The sequence below is a fragment of the Comamonas sp. MYb396 genome, assembly GCF_037479555.1.
In the GTDB taxonomy this organism is placed as follows: domain Bacteria; phylum Pseudomonadota; class Gammaproteobacteria; order Burkholderiales; family Burkholderiaceae_C; genus Comamonas.
Map to the genome: position 1 here is coordinate 1 of NZ_JBBGYU010000007.1, position 19,601 is coordinate 19,601.

Consider the following 19,601-nt stretch of genomic DNA (forward strand, 5'->3'; position numbering starts at 1 on the left):
CTGCAGCCCCACGGGGCTGCAGCGCCTGATTTATTTGCGGGCCTCAGTCAGCATGCGCAGCGCCAGGCCTGCGAGCACGGTGCCCATCAACCAGCGCTGCAGCTGCACCCAGCTGGGGCGGCTGGCCAGAAACACGGCGATCGAGCCGGCCAGCATCGCGATGGCGGCATTTACGCTGATGCTGATAACGATCTGCGTGAAGCCCAGCACCATCGACTGCGAAAAAACGCTGCCCTGTGCCGGTGTGATGAACTGCGGCAGCAGCGACAAATACATCACGGCAATCTTGGGGTTGAGCAGGTTGGTCAAAAAACCCATCGCAAACAGCTTGCGCGGGCTGTCCTGCGGCAACTGGCGCAGCGCAAACGGGGAGCGGCCGCCTGGCTTGACGGCCTGCCAGGCCAGGTACAGCAGGTACAGCGCGCCGCCAATGCGCAGTGCGTCATAGGCGTAGGGGATGGCCATCACGATCGCGGTGATGCCCAGGGCCGCGCACAGCATGTAGAAGACAAAGCCCAGGGCCACGCCGCCCAGCGAGATCAGCCCGGCAACACGCCCCTGGCATATCGAGCGCGAGATCAGGTAGACCATGTTGGGCCCGGGGGTCAGGACCATGCCCAGGGAAATAAGGCCAAAGGCGAGCCAGTTGTGGAATTCAGGCATGGGCGGCGTGCAAGCGGTGGGGTGGAGAAGAGAGCAGTCGGAGAGGAGAGCGCCAGCTGCGATCAGGTGCTGCGCGGCGCGCCCACCTCATAGACGCGCAGATTGCGCTCGCCCATCTCCAGCGCAGGCCAGGCAGCGCGCCAGGCCTGGATATGGCTGGAGGCAAAGTGCGCATCGAGCGCGGCCTGGTCGCTCCAGAGCTCTTTGACATGGATCAGCCCGGGCACCAGCACATCCTGGGCATAGCCATATTCCAGGCAGCCTGGCTCGGCGCGTGAGGCTTCCACCATCGCCCGCATGGCGGGCAGGGCGCGTTCCAGGTTCGCGGCGGGCAGGCGGACGGTGCCAACGATCAACAGCATGGGTTTTCCTCTCAAAGGGTTGGCAGTCGGGGTCAGCGCATCCAGCCGGGTACCTTGGTTTCCAACAGCTGGGGCACCATGTCGGCGCTGGTCCATACCACCGCCAACTGCTCCCACTGCGCGGCCCAGCGCTGGGCATCGTCGCGGCCCATGCCGATGACGAGAAACCCCGGCTCGGCCGGCCAGCCGTTGGCCGGGTGCTGGGCAACGGCGGGCAGCGCGGCAAAGCCGGCAATGCCCAGCGCGCGGCCCAATTGGGCATGGCGCTCGATGTTCTCGTCCTTGTCCAGCAGCTCGCCCATGGGGTTGAAGGCGGTGATGAAGCAACTGCAATCGGTCTGGTGCTGCTGGTAGAGGGCGCCAAGCGCTGCCTGGACCTGGCCCAGCTGCAGGATGAACGGGGCCTGGTTCAGCACGTGGTACTGGGTTTCTTCAAAGGCCTTGCGCAGTTCGGGCGAGAGGGTGGTCATAAATAAGGGGCCGCCAGTGTTGTAAATCATGCACGCGCGGCAAGAGACAGCCGTGATGTCAAGATGCCCTGGTCGCCAGATGGCGGCCGGGGCAGCCATCGTAGCGGCTTGCGGACGTCCGACTAGGCCGGCAGAGTTTTCCACACAAGCGACACGAATTTCGTGTGATCGGAGACAATACGCGATTCGCCTGCACGCTGATGCTTGTACAAAACAAGCCAAGTGCTCTTATTTTGTCTTTCTCTTTGGTTGAGACACATGAAAAAACGTTCTTTCGTTGCCACCCTGGCGCTGACTGCCTTGCTCACCGCTTGCGGCAAGAATGATGCGCCCAAGCCTGCGGCTGAAGCACCCGCGCCTGCGCCTGTTGCGGCGGCGGTCACCAAGCTGGTGGTGGGTCTGGACGACAACTTCCCGCCCATGGGTTTCCGTGACGAGAAGAACGAAATCGTGGGTTTTGACATCGACATGGCCCGCGAAGCGGCCAAGCGCGCTGGCATCGAAGTGGAATTCAAGCCCATCGACTGGAACGCCAAGGAAGCCGAGCTGCTGGGCAAGCGCGTCGATGCACTGTGGAATGGCCTGACCATTCTGGAAGAGCGCAAGGAAAAGATCCTCTTCACCGACCCCTACATGGTCAACAAGCAGATCATCATCGTGAAGGCCGGCTCGCCGATCAAGACCAAGGCCGACATGGCAGGCAAGATCGTTGGCGCCCAGGAAGGCTCCAGCGCCGTGACCGCGATGGAAAAGGACAAGGAGCTGTCCGCCCAATTCAAGGAAACCAAGCTGTTTGGCGACAACATCGCTGCGCTGATGGACGTGGAAGCTGGCCGTCTGGACGTGGTGGTGGTGGACGAGGTCGTGGGCCGTTACCTGGTCTCCAAGAAGCCTGACAACTATGTGGTGCTGGCTGAAGACTTTGGCACTGAAGACTATGGCGTGGGATTCCGCAAGGACGACGAAGCCACCCGCAACAAGATCAACGACGTGCTGTCTGAGATGAAGAAGGACGGCAAGGCCGAAGAAATCGCCAAGAAGTGGTTTGGCGCCGACGTGATCAAGCACTGATCTGCGTGTGACTTGGCACCGGGCCGGCACAGCGTGCCGGTCTTGTGCTTTTGGGCGCAGCCCATGGCCGCCGCAGCGCTGGGCGCTGCCCGGCGGCCAGAACGGATTTTTTTGACAGGAGTGCCACACCAGGAGCGCCAACGCGTTCCAAGGCGCTCGTGCCTGTGGCAGCGAAGCCCGCGAAGCCGCTGCCACCCTGAAGGCCATCGATGGATTATGTAATTTCAATGCTGGGGCCGCTGTCCAACGGCGCCCTGGTGACTCTCAAGCTGTTTTTCATCACCCTGGCGCTGTCGGTGCCACTGGGTCTGGCCCTGGCGTTGGCGCGCATCTCGCGCTTCAAGGCGCTGGCGCGCTTTGTGGAGGCCTATATCTGGCTGATGCGCGGCACGCCGCTGATGCTGCAGCTGCTGTTCATTTACTTTGCGCTGCCCTTTGTGCCGGTGATCGGCGTGCGCCTGCCGGACTTCCCCTCGGCCGTCGTGGCATTCGCGCTGAACTACGCGGCCTATTTTGCCGAGATCTTCCGCGCCGGTATCCAGAGCGTGGACCGGGGCCAGTACGAAGGCGCGAAGGTGCTGGGCCTGTCCTACAGCCAGACCATGCGCCGCATTGTGCTGCCGCAGATGGTGCGCACCATTTTGCCGCCGGTCAGCAACGAGACCATCACCCTGGTCAAGGACACCTCGCTGATCTATGTGCTCGCCCTCAACGACCTGCTGCGCGCTGCGCGCGGCATTGTGCAGCGCGACTTCACGACCACGCCCTTTGTGGTGGCGGCCGCCTTCTACCTGCTGATGACCCTGGTGCTGACCTGGGGCTTCAACCGCCTGGAAAAGCGCTATGCGAAATACGACGCATAAGTGGCTGGTAGCGGTCGGTGGATGGAAAGCGGCAACGGTGAACAGCGCAGGAGAATGGCGATGACAGGCAATGACATGGGCACCCCGGTGATGGTGCAGGCGCGTGATATCTGCAAGGCCTTCAATGGCAACGAGGTGCTCAAGCGCGTCTCGCTCGATATCCACAAGGGCGAGGTGATGGCGGTGATCGGGCCCTCGGGTTCGGGCAAGAGCACCTTTCTGCGCTGCTTGAACCACCTCGAAGTGATCGATTCGGGCTCGGTCGTGGTCGAGGGCCAGACCTTGGTCAGCACCAATGCACAGGGCCAGGCCCAGTACGCACCCGAGGCCCAGATGCGCGCCATTTTGCGCCGCATGGGCATGGTCTTCCAGGGCTTCAACCTGTTCCCACATCTGTCGGTGATCGACAACATCACCGAGGCACCGATGGTCGTCAAGGGCCTGACGCGCGAGCAGATCATGCCCAAGGCCCAGGAGCTGCTGCGCAAGGTGGGTCTGCTGGAGAAGGCCGATGCCTATCCGGCGCGGCTGTCAGGCGGCCAAAAGCAGCGCGTGGCCATTGCCCGGGCGCTGGCGATGGAGCCGGACATCATGCTGTTTGACGAGCCCACCTCGGCGCTGGACCCGGAGCTGACCGGCGAAGTGCTGCGCACCATGCGCCAGCTGGCCGAGGAGCACATGACCATGCTGGTGGTCACCCACGAAATGGGCTTTGCCCGCGAGGTGGCCAATACCGTGGTGTTCATGGACCAGGGCGCCCTGATCGAGGCCAAGCCTGCGCGCGCCTTCTTCGAGGACTGCAGCCATCCCCGCATTCGTTCCTTTTTGGACAATATGCTTTAATCGTGGGCGCTTCTCACCGTTGTTGACGCTGTGAACAACGGGCCAAGAGGCTGCCTGTGCGATGCTGAAGACTTGCCCGATCAGGCAAGCGACAGCAATAGCCTGTTGCCTTGCGGGGCTTAGCCCGTCCGGGTTACGATCTGGCTATATAAATACATTCATGAATGTTTGTTACAAGCGGTAAGCTTGATGGCTTGCGCTGCGGCAACTGACTACAGAAAAGAGCCCTGCCCCCTCTTATGATGACGATGCCGGATGTTGCCGGCTTTTCTATGCAATCTTCTGCCTCACCACCTCTTGTCGAACTGCGCAATGTCACCTTTGGCTATGGTGACCGCACCATCTTGCGTGATGTGTCGCTGACCATCCCGCGTGGGAAGGTGACTGCGCTGATGGGCGCATCCGGTGGCGGCAAAACCACGGTGCTGCGCCTGATTGGCGGCCAGGCCCGCGCCCAGGCCGGCCAGGTGTTGCTCGACGGCCAGGATGTGGGGGCGATGAGCCAGGCGCAGCTCTATGCCGCGCGGCGCCGCATGGGCATGCTGTTCCAGTTTGGCGCGCTGTTCACCGATATGACGGTGTTCGAGAACGTGGCTTTTCCGCTGCGCGAACACACCAAGCTGTCCGATGCGATGGTGCGCGACATTGTGCTGATGAAGCTGCAGGCCGTGGGCCTGCGCGGCGCGCGCGATTTGATGCCATCGCAGATCTCCGGCGGCATGGCCCGGCGCGTGGCGCTGGCCCGTGCCATGGCGCTGGACCCGGAATTCATCATGTACGACGAGCCCTTTGCGGGGCTCGACCCGATTTCGCTGGGCACCTCGGCGCAGCTGATCCGCGAGCTCAACGACGCGCTGGGCCTGACCAGCATCATCGTCTCGCACGATCTGGAAGAGACCTTCAAACTGGCCGACCAGGTGATCATCCTGGGCCCTGGGGTGGTGGCCGCGCAGGGTACGCCCGATGAGGTGCGTGCCAGCAGCGACCCGCTCGTGCACCAGTTTGTCAACGCGCTGGCGCAGGGGCCCGTGCCTTTCCATGTGCAAGGGCCCAGCATCGATGAAGATTTTGGCCCTGGCGCCGCCAAGAAGGGAGGCCGCTGATGCGTTGGTGGCACCCTGCTGATATCGGTTTTGCGCTGCGCTCCAAGGCTGCGGCGGTGGGCCAGGCCACGCGCCTGCTGCTGCGCCTGGTCGCCGGGCTGGGCTATGTGCTCAAGCGTCCGGGCCTGCTGCGCGACCAGATCCACTTTTTGGGCAATTATTCGCTGGCCATCATTGGCGTCTCGGGCCTCTTTGTCGGCTTTGTGCTGGGGCTGCAGGGCTACTACATCCTGCAGCGCTACGGCTCGGCCGAGGCCGTGGGCATGATGGTGGCGCTGACCCTGCTGCGCGAGCTGGGCCCGGTGGTGACGGCGCTGCTGTTTGCTGGCCGTGCCGGCACCGCATTGACGGCCGAGATTGGCCTGATGAAGGCGGGCGAGCAGCTCTCGGCCATGGAGATGATGGCCGTCAATCCGATCGAGCGCATTCTGGCGCCGCGCTTTTGGGCCGGCCTGATTGCGATGCCGCTGCTGGCGGCGGTGTTCAGTGCCGTCGGCATCATGGGCGGCTGGATTGTTGGCGTATTGATGCTGGGCATCGATGGCGGCGCTTTCTGGGGCCAGATGCAAAGCGGTGTCGATGTGTTCCAGGATCTGGGCAACGGCGTGATCAAGAGCATCGTCTTCGGCATCACGGTGACCTTTGTCGCCTTGCTCCAAGGCTTTGTCGCCAAGCCCACCCCCGAAGGTGTCTCGCGTGCCACCACGCGCACCGTGGTCATGGCCTCGTTGTCGGTGTTGGCGCTGGACTTCATGCTCACGGCCATGATGTTCAGCATCTGACGCCTGCCCTGTAGATAGAGAAAAGAGAAACGGATTCGCATATGCAGCCCTCCAAAACCGATATCTGGGTTGGCCTGTTTGTCATGCTGGGCGCCGCCGCGCTGGTGTTCCTGGCGCTGCGCGCAGGCAATCTGCTGACCCTGGATTTCAACAAAGGCTATGAGGTCACCGCCCGCTTTGACAACATTGGCGGCTTGAAGCCGCAGGCGGCCGTGCGCAGCGCCGGCGTCAAGGTCGGCCGTGTCAAAAGCATCGGCTTCAATGACCAGACCTTCCAGGCCGATGTCCATATCGAGCTGACCAATGGCTACGCCTTTCCCAAGGACAGCTCGTTCAAGATCCTGACCAGCGGCCTGCTGGGCGACCAGTACGTGGGCGTGGAGGCCGGCTTTGATGAAAAGCCCTTGGTCAGTGGTGATACCGTCACCAATACACAATCTGCCATCGTGCTGGAAAATCTGATCGGCCAGTTCCTGTATGGCAAGGCCTCGGAGAGCTCCGCACCCAAGGCTGCCGAATAACACAAGCAAAAAAGAGAACGATGATGCGTTATCCAATCCACCTCCCAGCCCGCACCTGGATGCTGGCCTCTTCCCTGGGCCTGGCTGCGCTGCTGGCCGGCTGCGCCAGCGGCCCTGGCGCCAACCCCCGCGACCCGCTGGAGCCCTACAACCGGGCGATGTTCAGCTTCAACGATGCCGTCGACAGCGCGGTGCTCGAGCCCGTGGCCACCGGCTACCGCGATGTGACGCCGACTGTGGTGCGCACCGCCGTGACCAACTTCTTCGCCAACCTGGGTGACCTGTGGTCGGCCGTGAACAACGCGCTGCAGCTCAAGGGCGAGGGCACCTACAACAGCGTGGTGCGCTTTACCACCAACACCGTGTTTGGTCTGGGCGGTCTGATCGATATCGCCAGCGAGATGGACATCGAGCGCCACAAGCAGGACTTTGGCCTGACCCTGGCGCGCTACGGCATGCCCTCCGGTGCCTACATCGTCTGGCCTTTGCTGGGCCCCTCGACCATCCGTGACTCCGCCGGCATGGTGGTGGACTGGCAAGGCAATGTGGTCAGCTCGATCAACGATGTGCCGGTGCGCAACTCGCTGACCGGCCTGCGTATCGTCAACACCCGCGCCAACCTGCTGGGCACCACATCGCTGGTGCAGTCTGCGGCACTCGACAAGTACAGCTTCACCCGTGACGCCTACCTGCAGCTGCGCCAGAACGCCAGCCAGTCCGCTGAGGACGAGGACGAGACCCAGTGGATGAATGAGTCGGCCGCTGACCCCCAGCCCCAGGGCGGCGTCAAATAAGCCGGCGTTGTAAAGACTTACAAGAAATAGAGCGGTGCATGCAACTGCATGGCCGCCTCAGCATCAAAAGTGCTCTGAGTCTGAATCGCAGACCTGGGCTGAAAGGAAAGCATATGTTCAATCGTCGCGCATGGGTGCAGTACTCCGCCGCAGTGGCTGCCGTGGCCTGCATGGCATCGGCCCCTCTGGTGGCCAGCGCCGCCGACATGGCGCCCGACGCCATGATCAAGCAACTCTCGGACGAGGTGCTCAACACCTTGAAGACCGACCAGTCCATCCGCGGTGGTGATGTCTCCAAGATCACCTCGTATGTCGACAGCGTGGTCATGCCCAATGTGGATTTCCGCCGCATGATGGCTTCGGCCGTTGGCCCCAAGTGGCGCACGGCCACGGCTGCGCAGCAGCAGCAACTGCAAGATGAGTTCAAGAAGCTGATGGTCAACACCTACGCCGGTGCGCTGCACCAGGTGAGCAACCAGACCATCAATGTCAAGCCGGTGCGCATGCAGGCAGGCGACAAAGAGGTGGTGGTGCGCTCCGAGATCCTGGGCCGTGGTGACCCGATCCAGCTGGACTACCGCCTGCAAAAGACGCCGGGCCAGGGCATGGGCTGGAAGATCTACAACCTCAACGTGATGGGCATCTGGATGGTGGAGACCTACCGCAACCAGTTCCAGGAAGAGTTGAACAAGCCCGGTGGCAGCCCGCAGACCTTGATCGACTCGATCGCTGCCCGCAACAAGGCCAACGCAGGCAAGTAAGCATGGCCGCGCTCAGCCTGCCTTCGACCTTGACCCATGACCAGGCCCATGCCTGCCTGCAGCACTTGCAGGCGGGCATGGCGCAGCTGCCTGCGGGCGCTGCGGTGCAGATCGATGCCAGTGCCTTGGCGGTGTTTGACTCGTCGGCGCTGGCGGTGATGCTGGGCAGCCGGCGCGCGGCACTGGGGGCCGGCCGGCCCTTTGAGATGCGCGGCGTGTCCGCGCCGCTGCTGTCGCTGGCCCGCCTCTATGGTGTTGATGGCCTGCTGACCACCGCCGGCTGAGCGCTGAATCCCCAGGACAGCGCCATCTGGCCGCTGCGCCTACAATGGCCGACTCATGTCCGCCATCGCATTCCAATCCGTCTCCAAGGTCTACCAGACCGCCAAGGGGCCCTTCCAGGCATTGAACAACGTCAGCCTCGATATCGAGGAAGGGGAGTTCTTTGGCCTGCTCGGCCCCAACGGCGCGGGCAAGACCACCATGATCAGTATTTTGGCCGGCCTTGCCCGCGCCAGCAGTGGCTCCGTCAAGGTGCTGGGCAGCGATGTGCGCGAGGATTACGCCAACGCGCGCCGCAAGCTCGGTATCGTGCCGCAGGAGTTGGTGTTTGATCCCTTTTTCAATGTGCGCGAGTCGCTGCGCATCCAGTCCGGCTATTTCGGTGTGAAGAACAACGATGCCTGGATCGATGAGCTGCTCGAGAGCCTGGGCCTGGCCGACAAGGCCTCGGCCAATATGCGCCAGCTGAGCGGCGGCATGAAGCGCCGCGTGCTCGTTGCCCAGGCGCTGGTGCACAAGCCGCCGATCATCGTGCTCGATGAACCCACGGCCGGTGTCGATGTGGAGTTGCGCCAGACCTTGTGGCAGTTCGTCAGCAAGCTCAACAAGCAAGGCCATACGGTGCTGCTCACCACCCATTACCTGGAAGAGGCCGAAGCGCTGTGCAACCGCATTGCGATGCTACGCTCGGGCCATGTGGTGGCGCTGTCGACCATGGCCGAGCTGCTGCAGGGCAGCTCCTCGAACGTGCTGCAGTTCAAGACCGATGGCCTGCTGCCGGCCGATCTGGCTGCCCAGGCGCGCATCACCGGCCGCATTGTGCAGTTGCCCGCCAGCAGCGCAGCGGATGTGGAACGCATCCTTGCCCAGCTGCGCACGGCAGGTGTGGTGGTGGAAGACCTGGAGATCCGCCGCGCGGACCTGGAGGATGTGTTCTTGCAAGTGATGGCGCGCGATGCCGTGGTGGACCATGCCACCACGCAACTGGGTGCGGGAGTGGCACGATGAGCGGCTGGCAAACCCTGTTTTACAAAGAAGTGCTGCGTTTTTGGAAGGTGAGCTTCCAGACCGTGGCCGCGCCGGTGCTGACCGCCGTGCTCTACCTGCTGATCTTTGGCCATGTGCTGCAAGGCCGCGTGACGGTGTTCAGCGATGTCAGCTACACCGCTTTCCTGGTGCCGGGCCTGGTGATGATGAGCCTGCTGCAAAACGCCTTTGCCAACAGCTCGTCGAGCCTGGTGCAAAGCAAGATCATGGGCAGCCTGGTGTTTGTGCTGCTGACGCCGCTGTCGCACTGGGGCTGGTTCTTTGCCTTTGTCGGTGCCTCCATCGTGCGGGGCCTGGCCGTCGGCCTGGGTGTCTATGTGATCACCTTGTTCTTTGCGCCGCCGCATTTTGCATCGCTGCCCTGGGTGCTGATGTTTGCCGTGCTGGGTGCGGGCCTGATGGGTACGCTGGGCCTGCTGGCCGGCCTGTGGGCGGACAAGTTCGACCAGATGGCTGCGTTCCAGAACTTTGTGATCGTGCCGATGACCTTTCTGTCGGGCGTGTTCTATTCGATCCAGTCGCTGCCCCCGTTCTGGCAAAAGGTCAGCCACCTGAACCCGTTCTTCTACATGATCGACGGCTTTCGCTATGGCTTTTTTGGCCAGAGCGACACCTCGCCCTGGCTGAGCCTGGGCATTGTGGCGGTCGCCTGGCTGCTGGTGAGTGCATTGGCCGTGCAGCTGCTGCGCACCGGCTACAAGATCCGCAACTGATGAACATTGGCTGCAGCCCACGCGTGGCTGCAGTCGCCTGGCCAGCAGCCCGCCCCACGGAGCGGCTGGCAGGCATTTAGAACCGACTAAGTGAGAGCGTGCAATGACTGCTGAGGACCTCAAAGACATCATCACCGCCGGCCTGGCCTGCGAACATATTGCGCTGGAAGGCGACGGCCGCCACTGGTTTGCCACCATCGTGTCGCCTGCCTTTGAAGGCAAGCGCCTGATCCAGCGCCACCAGCTGGTCTACGCGACCCTGGGCCAGAAGATGCATACCGATGAGGTGCATGCACTGTCGATGAAGACGCACACCCCTGCCGAGTGGGCTGCCCAGCAGGCCTGATTTTTCTTGTATCAACCCAGGCTGGCCCAGCCCCATCCGGCAAGGATGCGCAGGCTGCCGCTGGCGAAAGTGCCCCATGGACAACACCACCATGATCACCTTGGCCCTCTCCAAAGGCCGCATTTTTGACGAAACCCTGCCGCTGCTGGCCGCTGCAGGCATCGAGGTGCTCGAAGACCCCGAAAAGTCGCGCAAGCTGATTTTTGCCACCACCCAGCCCGATGTGCAGGTGGTGCTGGTGCGCGCCTCCGATGTGCCCACCTATGTGCAATACGGCGGCGCCGACCTGGGCGTGACCGGCAAGGACACCTTGCTCGAGCATGGCGGCGAGGGTCTCTTCCAGCCGCTCGATCTGCAGATCGCCAAGTGCCGCGTGAGCGTGGCGGTGCGCAACGACTTTGACTATGCCCAGGCCGTCAAGCGCGGCGCACGCCTGCGCGTGGCCACCAAGTACCCGCAGATTGCCCGCGAGTTCTTTGCGCGCAAGGGCGTGCACGTGGACCTGATCAAGCTCTACGGCAGTATGGAGCTGGCGCCGCTGACCGGCCTGGCCGATGCCATCGTTGACCTGGTGAGCACCGGCAATACCCTGCGCGCCAACCACCTGCAGGAAGTCGAGCACATTATCGACATCAGCTCCCACCTGGTGGTGAACCAGGCGGCGCTCAAGCTCAAGCAAAAGCGCCTGCGCCATATCATCGATGTGTTCGCCGCCGGCGTGGCCCAGAACAGCTAAGCCGCACCTACCATCCCCCAGGCTGGCACCTGCCTGTTTGAAAAGTGTCTGAGTCAGAAGGTAATCACTATGGAATTCGTTGCCACTCCCGCCCGTCTGTCAACCACCGATGCCCAGTTCGAGCATGATTTTGCTCAGCGCCTGCATTGGTCGGCAGACACGGACGCTGCCATCGAGCAGCGGGTGGCAGATATCCTGGCGGATGTGCAAAAGCGCGGCGATGCCGCCGTGCTGGACTACACCGCGCGCTTTGATGGCCTGCAGGTGAGCAGCATGGCTGCGCTGGAGTTGAGCAAGCAAGAGCTCAAGGCCGCCTTTGAGGGCCTGCCCACTGAGCAGCGCGAGGCGCTTGAATCCGCAGCCCGCCGCGTGCGCAGCTACCACGAGGCCCAGAAAAAGGCCAATGGCGAGAGCTGGAGCTACCGCGACGAAGACGGCACCTTGCTGGGCCAGAAGGTCACGCCGCTGGACCGCGTGGGCATCTATGTGCCAGGCGGCAAGGCCGCCTACCCCAGCAGCGTGCTGATGAACGCCATCCCCGCCCATGTGGCCGGTGTGGAAGACATCATCATGGTGGTGCCCACGCCCCAGGGCGTGAAGAACCCGCTGGTGCTGGCTGCGGCCTATGTGGCGGGCGTACACCGCGCCTTCACCATTGGCGGCGCACAGGCCGTGGCGGCGCTGGCGTATGGCACGGCCACCATCCCCAAGGTGGACAAGATCACCGGCCCGGGCAATGCCTATGTGGCCAGCGCCAAAAAGCGCGTGTTCGGCCTGGTGGGCATCGACATGATTGCCGGCCCCAGCGAAATTCTGGTGCTGGCCGATGGCTCGACGCCGCCCGACTGGGTAGCGATGGACCTGTTCTCGCAGGCCGAGCACGATGAGCTGGCGCAGTCGATTCTGCTTTGCCCCGATGCCGCCTACCTGGATGCCGTGCAGCGCGAAATCGACCGCCTGCTGCCCGAGATGCCGCGCAAGGCCATCATCGCCAAGAGCCTGTCGGACCGGGGAGCACTGATCCTGACGCGCAACATGGAAGAGGCCTGCGTGCTGAGCAACCGCATTGCGCCCGAGCACTTGGAAGTCTCCAGCCGCGATCCGCACCGCTGGGAGCCCTTGCTCAAGCATGCGGGCGCAATCTTCCTGGGTGCCTACACCAGCGAAAGCCTGGGCGACTACTGCGCAGGCCCCAACCATGTGCTGCCCACCAGCGGCACCGCGCGTTTCTCGTCGCCGCTGGGTGTCTATGACTTCCAAAAGCGCTCCAGCCTGATCGAGGTGAGCGAGGCGGGCGCCCAGGTGCTGGGCAAGACCGCGGCGGTGCTGGCCTATGGCGAAGGCCTGCAAGGCCACGCGCGCGCAGCCGAGATGCGCATCAAGCGCTAAACCCCAATGGCTTGACGCCGCCCCGCGTCACCAAGACAGGGGCAGCACCGGCTGCTCAGTGGCGCTCGCAGGCTGCCGGCACATAGGCTTGCCACTGCACCACCAGCTGGGCGCGGCTCTGGCCCCGGGGCCAGGGAATGCTCCAGGCACCCTCGTGCAGGCGCATGCCTTGCAGCCCATCCAGTACCGGATACGGCCCAGTGGGTGCATCCCGATCCGCATCTTCTTGCGCCTGCCAGATCCGCAGCACACCATGCTGCTGCAGGCGCTCGGCCGTGGCCCAGGGCGAATGGCGCGGGTCGCCCGGGATCAGCACCGAGGGCTGGCTTTGGGCGCCGATGGCGACGAGGCCTCCAGTCCAGGCATCGCTGGCCACGGTATCGAGCGGGCAGCTGGACAGCGAATCCCAGGTGGCTTCGGCCTGCTTAGCCAGCGCGGCGGCAGGCCAGTCGCTGCGCACGGGGCTCCTGCGGAAGTCCGAGATCTTCCACAGGTACACACCGCAGAGCACGGAAATCAACGTGAGCCACACGATGGTGCCGCGCAGCAGATAAGGGCGCATGGGCGCGAGCCAGGCGCTGGGGATCAGCGCCGCTGCCAGCACGCCGCTGAAAGGCCACATCGGCACGCCCCACATATCGCGCAGACGCAAGCCCAGGGCCATGCCCAGGGCCGCCAGCAGCAAACCGGGGGCCAGTGCGATGAGGCACAGGTAGGCCGGCTTGGCGCTGTGCCATTGCCAGGGGGCGGACACTGCAGGCCGCAGCCTGGACCAGCGCAGCCGCAAAAAGGCAAACAGCACTATCAGCAAGAGCGGCAGGTGGTTGAGCAGCTGGGTCAGCAAAAAACCCAGCGCGCCGGCGCGCGGCGATTCGCCGGAGCTGTTGGAGCGGTCCTTGGCATAGGAGAAAGGCAGCCAGTCATTGTTGTGCAGCCAAAGCAGGTGCGGTGCAAACACCAGCGCCATCACCAGCAAGGCCAGCCAGGGGCCTGGACGACGCAGCAGGCTGCGTGCGGGGCTCAGCACCGTAAACAGGCCCAGGCAGAGCAGCAGCAAGCCAATGGAGTATTTGCTCAGCAACCCCAGGCCCGCCATCAGGCCCAGCATCAGCCATTGCCAGCGCTTGTCGTCCTGCCAGGCGGCCAGGTAGAAGTAGCAGATGCCCGCCCAAAACGGCATCTGCGCAATATTGTGGTTGAACTCCAGCGCGGGCCGGGTGTAGAAGACCACGCCCATGGTCAGCACCGTGCCGATAAAGGCGCGCTCGCGCCCCAGCAGGCGGCAGGCGGTCAGCCAGACCAGCCACAAGGTCAGCGCCACGCACAGCTGGCTCAGTGCAAACGGGCCCCAGCGGCCCAGTGCCAGAAAGGACACATGCAACGCAATCGGCGGCAGCGGCGGGTGCTTGTAGTAACCCCATTGCCATTCGCGGCCCCAGCCCAGGCTCTCGACCACATCCAGCGGAAAGCTGGGGGCCAGCAGCGGTGGCATGAGGGTCCAGGCCAGGGCGTACAGGCAGGCAAAGGCCAGCATGGTGCGCAACGCTTTTTGGTGGTCGTGCGGCTGGAGTGGGTGGGGGATGGCAGGGGGCATGCAGTGGAGCGCTCACAGCGCTTGAGGCTGTGTCAGGGGCTGGGTGGGCTTTGTAAAGCTGGCTAGTGTAGCTGCAGGCTATCGGCTGCATCTACCGTTGGCGGGGCAGCAGGCGGGGGTTTTGGTTACTGAAAATATCAGTCGCTGCGGGCGGGTGCCAGCAGATCGGCCAGGCTGCTGAGCGCGGGCGCGCAGGCCTGGGCCAGCTTCAGGTCCAGCAGCGCGTCATCGCGCATCTGGCCCAGGTTGATGGCCGCCACCGGCAGGCCCGCTTGCTTGGCGGCATGCACAAAGCGCAGGCCCGAATACACCATCAAGGAGCTGCCCACCACCAGCAGTGCGCCGCTGGCAGCCAGGTGGTCCATGGCTTGCTGGCGGCGCGCGGCTGGCACGTTTTCACCGTAAAAGACGACATCGGGTTTGAGGATGCCGCCGCAGGCAGGGCAGGCTGGCACCTGAAAGGCGGCAAAGTCCACGCCGGCCAGGTCGGCATCGCCATCGGGTGCGGCGCTGGCGCTCAGGTGCTGCCAATCGGGGTTGGCGGCCAGCAGCTGGTGCTGGAAATCAGTACGCGCCAGGCGCTGGCCGCAGCCCATGCAGACCACCTGGTCGAGCCGGCCATGCAGATCCACCACCCGCTCGCTGCCCGCGCGCTGGTGCAGGCCATCAACGTTCTGGGTGATCAGGCCTTGGACATAACCGGCCTGCTCCAGCCGGGCCAGCGCCTGGTGCGCGGCATTGGGCTGGGCCTGCGAGAACACCGGCCAGCCGACCAGGCTGCGCGCCCAGTAGCGCTGGCGCGTGAGTGTCTCGGCCATGAAATCCTGAAAGCGCACCGGGGCAGGGCGCTTCCAGGCGCCTTGCGCATCGCGGTAATCGGGGATGCCGCTGCCGGTGCTCACGCCCGCGCCGGTCAGCACGGTCCAGGGGCGGTGCTGCTGCAGCAAGCGGGTCAAGGCTGCCAGATCTGCGGAAACAGGGGCTTGCGGGAGGAGGTCGGTGAGAAGTGGCATGGCTTAGGGCTTGGCTGCAATGATCATAGTGCCCGCAACGTCCGATGGCTGCAGTCTGGATTTTCGACACGAAATTCGTGTTGCACGAATTTCGTGTAAAATCGGCCGCATGAAAAATCTCACCATCACTGTGGAAGACAGCGTGCTGGAATGGGCCCGGGTCGAGGCCGCGCGGCGTGGCACCAGCGTCTCGCGCATGGTAGGAGATTTTATGGCCGAGCTCCAGCAGCGCGAGGACGCCTACGAGCGCGCCTACCTGGCTTGGCGCACGGACGAGCGCAGCTGGCAAGGCGGCGCAACGCCCCAGGGTGGCGCCGCTGCGGCACGCAAAATCGGCGGCCGCCGCAAGACAGGGCAGGAGGGCGCATGAGCACCGTGTTTGTCGATACCTCGGTGCTGGTCGCCGCAGAGAACGTCTCGGATGCCGCGCTCTACCAGGCCACCTTGGATTGGCTCGACCTGCTGTGGAGCAGCCGCACCGGCCGCACCGGCAACCAGGCGCTGAGCGAGTTCTACGACCAGGTCACCACGGCGGCCAGCCCCATGCCCCAAGGCGACGCACGCGCCGCCATCCGCCGCTACCAAAGCTGGACGCCCTGGAAAACCGATGCCGCCACCTTGGAGACCGCCTGGGCGGTGCAGGCGCGCCATGCCCTGGACTTTGGCGATTGCCTGGCGGTCGCCTGCGCCCAGCACAGTGGCTGCCAGCAGATGCTCAGCCTCCACCTGCCCCATGGCGCCGAATTTGGTGGCGTGACCATCGTGCACCCCTTGCGCCAGGCCGCACCGGCCCAGGCCAAGGCCTGAATATTCCTGATGTGAAAGAGTGATGTGATGACGTCCCAAGACAAGTCTGTGCAGGCCCTGCAACGCATCCGCGCCGATGTGCGCGCCATGCAGGCCTATCATGTGCAAGATTCCAAGGGTCTGCTGAAGATGGACACCATGGAGAACCCCTACCGCCTGCCAGACGCGCTGCAGCAAAAGCTGGGCGAGCGGCTGGGCGCGCTGGAAATCAACCGCTACCCGGGCGAGCGCCTGGAGACGCTCAAGAAAATGCTGGCCGACTATGTGGGCGCACCCACCGGCACGGCCGTGCTGCTGGGCAATGGCTCGGACGAGATCATCACCTTGCTGGCGCTGGCCACCGCCCAGCCCCATGCCGAAGGCCGCGCCAAGATGCTCGCGCCCATGCCGGGTTTTGTGATGTACCCCATGTCCGCCCAGCTGCAGGGCCTGGACTTTGTGGGCGTCAACCTGACGGCAGACTTTGACCTGGATGTGCCCGCGATGCAGGCCGCCATCGCAAAGCACAAGCCCGCCATCACCTATATCGCCTACCCCAACAACCCGACCGCGACCCTGTGGGACGACGACAAGGTGCTGGCCGTCATCGATGCGGTGGCGGAGGTGGGTGGCCTGGTGGTGATGGACGAGGCCTACCAGCCCTTTGCCAGCCGCAGCTGGATCGACCAGATGCGTGCCGACCCTGCGCGCAATGCGCATGTGCTGCTGATGCGCACCCTGTCCAAGTTCGGTCTGGCCGGTGCGCGCCTGGGCTACCTGGTGGGGCCGGCTGTCATCGTCAACGAGATCGACAAGGTGCGCCCGCCCTACAACATCAGCGTGCTCAACTGCGAGACCGCGATTTTTGCGCTGGAGCATGAGGCGCTCTATGCCGAGCAGGCCCGCGCCATCCGCGCAGAACGCCAGCCGCTGATCGACGCGCTGCAGGCGCTGGGCGGTGTGCGCAAGGTCTGGCCGTCGGAAGCGAACATGGTGCTGATGCGCGTGGACGATGCGGGCAAGACCCAGGCGGCGATGAGGGCGCGTGGCGTGCTCGTCAAGAATGTATCAGCCATGCACCCGCTGCTGGCCCAGTGCCTGCGGCTGACCGTGGGCACCCGTGAAGAAAATGCCCGCATGCTGGCGGCGCTCAAGGAGTCTGTATGAATAATCTGGTGCCCACCCCATCGACCGCCACGCCGCTGCACCGCACGGCCGAAGTGGCCCGCAATACCGCCGAGACCCGCATCCAGGTGCGTGTGAACCTGGACGGCACGGGGCTGGCCCGGCTGAACTCGGGCATCGGCTTTCTGGACCACATGCTCGACCAGATCGCGCGCCACGGCCTGATCGACCTGGACATCGAGTGCGCGGGCGACCTGCATATCGACGGCCACCACACGGTCGAAGATATCGGCATCACCTTGGGCCAGGCCTTTGCCAAGGCCATTGGTGACAAGAAGGGCATACGCCGCTATGGCCACGCCTATGTGCCGCTCGATGAGGCGCTCAGCCGCGTGGTGATTGATTTCTCCGGCCGCCCGGGTCTGCACATGGATGTGAAGTTCACCGCCGGCAGCATTGGCCAGCTTGATACGCAGCTGGTGTACGAGTTCTTCCAGGGCTTTGTGAACCATGCCGGCGTGACCTTGCACATCGACAACCTCAAGGGCTTCAATGCCCACCACCAGTGCGAGACCATCTTCAAAGCCTTTGCGCGCGCATTGCGTTTTGCGTTGGAGCATGATCCCCGCATGGCGGGCGTGATACCGTCCACCAAGGGCTCCCTGTAAGCTGCCGTTGGCGGCAGCCGCTACACTTCATTCTTGCTATGACAACTTCATCCAATACCGTTGCCGTGGTGGACTACGGCATGGGCAATCTGCGCTCGGTATCGCAGGCCGTGCAGGCGGCAGCGGCCGGCTCGTCCGTGGCCGTGGTGGTGACGGCCGACCCCGACGTGGTGCGTGCCGCCACCCGCATTGTGCTGCCGGGCCAGGGCGCCATGCGCGACTGCATGGCCGAGCTCAAGGCCTCGGGCCTGCAGGACAGCGTGCTGGAAGCGGCCCGCAACAAGCCGATGTTCGGCGTTTGCGTGGGCATGCAGATGCTGCTGGACCACAGCGAAGAGGGCGACACCCCGGGCCTGGGCCTGATTGCTGGCCAGGTGCGCAAGTTCCAGCTGGCGGGCCGCCCCCAGGCCGATGGCAGCCGCTTCAAGGTGCCGCAGATGGGCTGGAACCAGGTGCAGCAGCAAGCCCATGGCGGCCAGCCCCACCCGGTCTGGCAAGGCGTGCCCGACCAGTCCTATTTCTATTTTGTCCACAGCTTTTATGCGGCCCCCGCCAGTGGTGCCCAGTGCCACGGCTGGGCCGAGTATGGCGAGCGCTTTGCCTGCGCCATTGGCCGCGACAACATCTTTGCCACCCAGTTTCATCCAGAAAAAAGTGCGGACCAGGGCCTGGCGCTCTACCGCAACTTCCTGCACTGGAACCCTTAAATTCTCACCGTCAGCCCACTACCATGCTGCTCATTCCTGCGATTGACCTCAAGGACGGTCACTGCGTTCGCCTCAAGCAAGGCGATATGGACCAATCCACCACCTTTGGCGAAGATCCGGTTGCGGTCGCCCGCCGCTGGTTCGATGCGGGCGCGCGCCGCCTGCATCTGGTGGATCTCAACGGCGCCTTTGCCGGCCAGCCCAAGAACCTGCCGGTCATCAAGGCCATCCTGAAAGAGTTTGGTGACGAGCTGCCGGTGCAGCTGGGCGGCGGCATTCGCGACCTGGACACCATCGAGAAATACATCGATGCCGGCATGCAGTACGTGATCATCGGCACCGCTGCGGTCAAGGACCCTGGCTTTCTGCAGAATGCCTGCACGGCCTTTGCCGGCCACATCATCGTTGGCCTCGATGCCAAGGACGGCATGGTTGCCACCGATGGCTGGAGCAAGATCACCCAGCACTCGGTCATCGAGACGGCCAAGCGCTTTGAGGACTGGGGCGTGGAATCCATCATCTACACCGACATCGGCCGCGACGGCATGCTCAGCGGCATCAACATGGAAGCCACCATCAAGCTGGCCCAGGCGATCAAGATCCCCGTCATTGCCTCCGGCGGTCTGTCGGGCATGGCCGATATCGAGGCCCTGTGCAAGGCCGAGCCCGAAGGCGTTGAAGGCGTCATCTGTGGCCGCGCCATCTACACCGGTGACCTGGATTTTGCGGCCGCCCAGGAACGCGCGGACCAGTTGAGTGACAGCGTCTGATTGGCGCTGAAACGCTCTGCAACACAGCAGAACAGCAAGGCCACCTTCGGGTGGCCTTTTTGATATCTGTGTTAATTGAAACAGTTTGTATTCGATCTTGGCTGTCCCCTGGTGTCTGGCCTGTGGGAGCTGGACTACACCGCGCTTTTAAGTCCGTGTGGTGACTGCGAATTTGAGAAATGTCAACAAATG

At 63.7% G+C, this 19,601-nt stretch carries 25 protein-coding genes; 20 read left to right on the forward strand and 5 right to left on the reverse strand.

What is annotated here, in order from left to right:
- Positions 1 to 30 precede the first annotated feature (30 nt).
- The 3 genes from WH265_RS16280 to WH265_RS16290 all read right to left on the reverse strand — a co-directional run bounded on the left by WH265_RS16280 (position 31) and on the right by WH265_RS16290 (position 1,495).
- Positions 31 to 663, reverse strand: a complete 633-nt coding sequence (locus WH265_RS16280; protein WP_312989371.1) for a LysE family translocator — start codon at positions 661 to 663, stop codon at positions 31 to 33.
- 62 nt (positions 664 to 725) lie between these two features.
- Positions 726 to 1,025, reverse strand: a complete 300-nt coding sequence (locus tag WH265_RS16285; protein ID WP_339558981.1) for a putative quinol monooxygenase — start codon at positions 1,023 to 1,025, stop codon at positions 726 to 728.
- Between the two features lie 32 nt (positions 1,026 to 1,057).
- Positions 1,058 to 1,495 (reverse strand): DUF3293 domain-containing protein, encoded by a 438-nt coding sequence (locus WH265_RS16290; RefSeq protein ID WP_339558982.1) that lies wholly within the window; start codon positions 1,493 to 1,495, stop codon positions 1,058 to 1,060.
- A 258-nt stretch (positions 1,496 to 1,753) separates the two neighbouring features.
- On the opposite strand from WH265_RS16290, the gene WH265_RS16295 reads away from it, so the two are divergent.
- The 14 genes from WH265_RS16295 (at position 1,754) to hisD (ending at position 12,746) form a co-directional block, all read left to right on the forward strand.
- Entirely contained in the window at positions 1,754 to 2,566 is an 813-nt protein-coding gene (locus WH265_RS16295) for an amino acid ABC transporter substrate-binding protein (protein WP_021026089.1), read from the forward strand.
- 209 nt (positions 2,567 to 2,775) lie between these two features.
- Entirely contained in the window at positions 2,776 to 3,429 is a 654-nt protein-coding gene (locus WH265_RS16300) for an amino acid ABC transporter permease (RefSeq protein WP_021026088.1), read from the forward strand.
- Positions 3,430 to 3,483: 54 nt separating this feature from the next.
- A complete protein-coding gene (locus WH265_RS16305) occupies positions 3,484 to 4,272 on the forward strand; it encodes an amino acid ABC transporter ATP-binding protein (protein ID WP_445228051.1) in 789 nt (262 codons plus the stop codon).
- Between the two features lie 272 nt (positions 4,273 to 4,544).
- A complete protein-coding gene (locus tag WH265_RS16310; RefSeq protein WP_339558983.1) occupies positions 4,545 to 5,375 on the forward strand; it encodes an ABC transporter ATP-binding protein in 831 nt (276 codons plus the stop codon).
- Positions 5,375 to 6,157 (forward strand): lipid asymmetry maintenance ABC transporter permease subunit MlaE, encoded by a 783-nt coding sequence (gene mlaE, locus WH265_RS16315; protein ID WP_021026085.1) that lies wholly within the window; start codon positions 5,375 to 5,377, stop codon positions 6,155 to 6,157. Before WH265_RS16310 ends, mlaE begins: the two co-directional genes overlap by 1 nt.
- A gap of 41 nt (positions 6,158 to 6,198) precedes the next feature.
- Positions 6,199 to 6,678 (forward strand): outer membrane lipid asymmetry maintenance protein MlaD, encoded by a 480-nt coding sequence (gene mlaD, locus WH265_RS16320; RefSeq protein WP_021026084.1) that lies wholly within the window; start codon positions 6,199 to 6,201, stop codon positions 6,676 to 6,678.
- 23 nt (positions 6,679 to 6,701) lie between these two features.
- Complete coding sequence (locus tag WH265_RS16325; RefSeq protein WP_339558984.1) at positions 6,702 to 7,472, forward strand: MlaA family lipoprotein; 771 nt, start codon at positions 6,702 to 6,704, stop codon at positions 7,470 to 7,472.
- A 113-nt stretch (positions 7,473 to 7,585) separates the two neighbouring features.
- A complete protein-coding gene (locus tag WH265_RS16330) occupies positions 7,586 to 8,233 on the forward strand; it encodes an MlaC/ttg2D family ABC transporter substrate-binding protein (protein ID WP_021026082.1) in 648 nt (215 codons plus the stop codon).
- Between the two features lie 2 nt (positions 8,234 to 8,235).
- Positions 8,236 to 8,517 carry an STAS domain-containing protein gene (locus tag WH265_RS16335; RefSeq protein ID WP_339558985.1) on the forward strand — a complete coding sequence of 94 codons (282 nt, stop codon included), beginning with the start codon at positions 8,236 to 8,238 and terminating at the stop codon, positions 8,515 to 8,517.
- Positions 8,518 to 8,572: 55 nt separating this feature from the next.
- Positions 8,573 to 9,523, forward strand: a complete 951-nt coding sequence (locus tag WH265_RS16340) for an ABC transporter ATP-binding protein (protein ID WP_312416543.1) — start codon at positions 8,573 to 8,575, stop codon at positions 9,521 to 9,523.
- On the forward strand, positions 9,520 to 10,275 hold the full coding sequence (locus WH265_RS16345) for an ABC transporter permease (protein WP_021026079.1): 756 nt from the start codon (positions 9,520 to 9,522) through the stop codon (positions 10,273 to 10,275). Before WH265_RS16340 ends, WH265_RS16345 begins: the two co-directional genes overlap by 4 nt.
- 103 nt (positions 10,276 to 10,378) lie before the next feature.
- Positions 10,379 to 10,621 carry a BolA family protein gene (locus tag WH265_RS16350; RefSeq protein WP_021026078.1) on the forward strand — a complete coding sequence of 81 codons (243 nt, stop codon included), beginning with the start codon at positions 10,379 to 10,381 and terminating at the stop codon, positions 10,619 to 10,621.
- Positions 10,622 to 10,712: 91 nt separating this feature from the next.
- Entirely contained in the window at positions 10,713 to 11,357 is a 645-nt protein-coding gene (gene hisG, locus WH265_RS16355; RefSeq protein ID WP_027010712.1) for an ATP phosphoribosyltransferase, read from the forward strand.
- Between the two features lie 69 nt (positions 11,358 to 11,426).
- Positions 11,427 to 12,746, forward strand: a complete 1,320-nt coding sequence (hisD, locus tag WH265_RS16360; protein ID WP_339558986.1) for a histidinol dehydrogenase — start codon at positions 11,427 to 11,429, stop codon at positions 12,744 to 12,746.
- 55 nt (positions 12,747 to 12,801) lie between these two features.
- Here hisD and WH265_RS16365 read toward each other — a convergent pair whose 3' ends face one another.
- Positions 12,802 to 14,340, reverse strand: a complete 1,539-nt coding sequence (locus WH265_RS16365) for a glycosyltransferase family 39 protein (protein WP_339558987.1) — start codon at positions 14,338 to 14,340, stop codon at positions 12,802 to 12,804.
- A gap of 137 nt (positions 14,341 to 14,477) precedes the next feature.
- Positions 14,478 to 15,353, reverse strand: coding sequence for an NAD-dependent protein deacetylase (locus WH265_RS16370; RefSeq protein ID WP_339558988.1), 876 nt, complete (start codon positions 15,351 to 15,353; stop codon positions 14,478 to 14,480).
- A 109-nt stretch (positions 15,354 to 15,462) separates the two neighbouring features.
- Between WH265_RS16370 and WH265_RS16375 the strand changes: the two genes are divergently transcribed.
- Genes WH265_RS16375 through hisA form a run of 6 tightly spaced genes read left to right on the forward strand, consistent with a single transcriptional unit; the run spans position 15,463 to position 19,409 of the window.
- Complete coding sequence (locus WH265_RS16375; RefSeq protein ID WP_027010710.1) at positions 15,463 to 15,723, forward strand: DUF6364 family protein; 261 nt, start codon at positions 15,463 to 15,465, stop codon at positions 15,721 to 15,723.
- Positions 15,720 to 16,160, forward strand: a complete 441-nt coding sequence (locus WH265_RS16380) for a PIN domain-containing protein (RefSeq protein ID WP_339558989.1) — start codon at positions 15,720 to 15,722, stop codon at positions 16,158 to 16,160. Before WH265_RS16375 ends, WH265_RS16380 begins: the two co-directional genes overlap by 4 nt.
- A gap of 27 nt (positions 16,161 to 16,187) precedes the next feature.
- The gene (hisC, locus tag WH265_RS16385; protein ID WP_339558990.1) at positions 16,188 to 17,306 is read left to right on the forward strand and encodes a histidinol-phosphate transaminase; all 1,119 of its coding nucleotides are present in this window, start codon (positions 16,188 to 16,190) and stop codon (positions 17,304 to 17,306) included.
- Positions 17,303 to 17,932: an imidazoleglycerol-phosphate dehydratase HisB gene (hisB, locus tag WH265_RS16390; protein ID WP_021026072.1), complete on the forward strand. Its 630-nt coding sequence runs from the start codon at positions 17,303 to 17,305 to the stop codon at positions 17,930 to 17,932. The genes hisC and hisB overlap by 4 nt, the downstream gene beginning before the upstream one ends.
- A gap of 38 nt (positions 17,933 to 17,970) precedes the next feature.
- The gene (gene hisH / locus WH265_RS16395; RefSeq protein WP_339558991.1) at positions 17,971 to 18,639 is read left to right on the forward strand and encodes an imidazole glycerol phosphate synthase subunit HisH; all 669 of its coding nucleotides are present in this window, start codon (positions 17,971 to 17,973) and stop codon (positions 18,637 to 18,639) included.
- Between the two features lie 23 nt (positions 18,640 to 18,662).
- A complete protein-coding gene (gene hisA, locus WH265_RS16400) occupies positions 18,663 to 19,409 on the forward strand; it encodes a 1-(5-phosphoribosyl)-5-[(5-phosphoribosylamino)methylideneamino]imidazole-4-carboxamide isomerase (RefSeq protein ID WP_339519811.1) in 747 nt (248 codons plus the stop codon).
- Positions 19,410 to 19,601 lie beyond the last annotated feature (192 nt).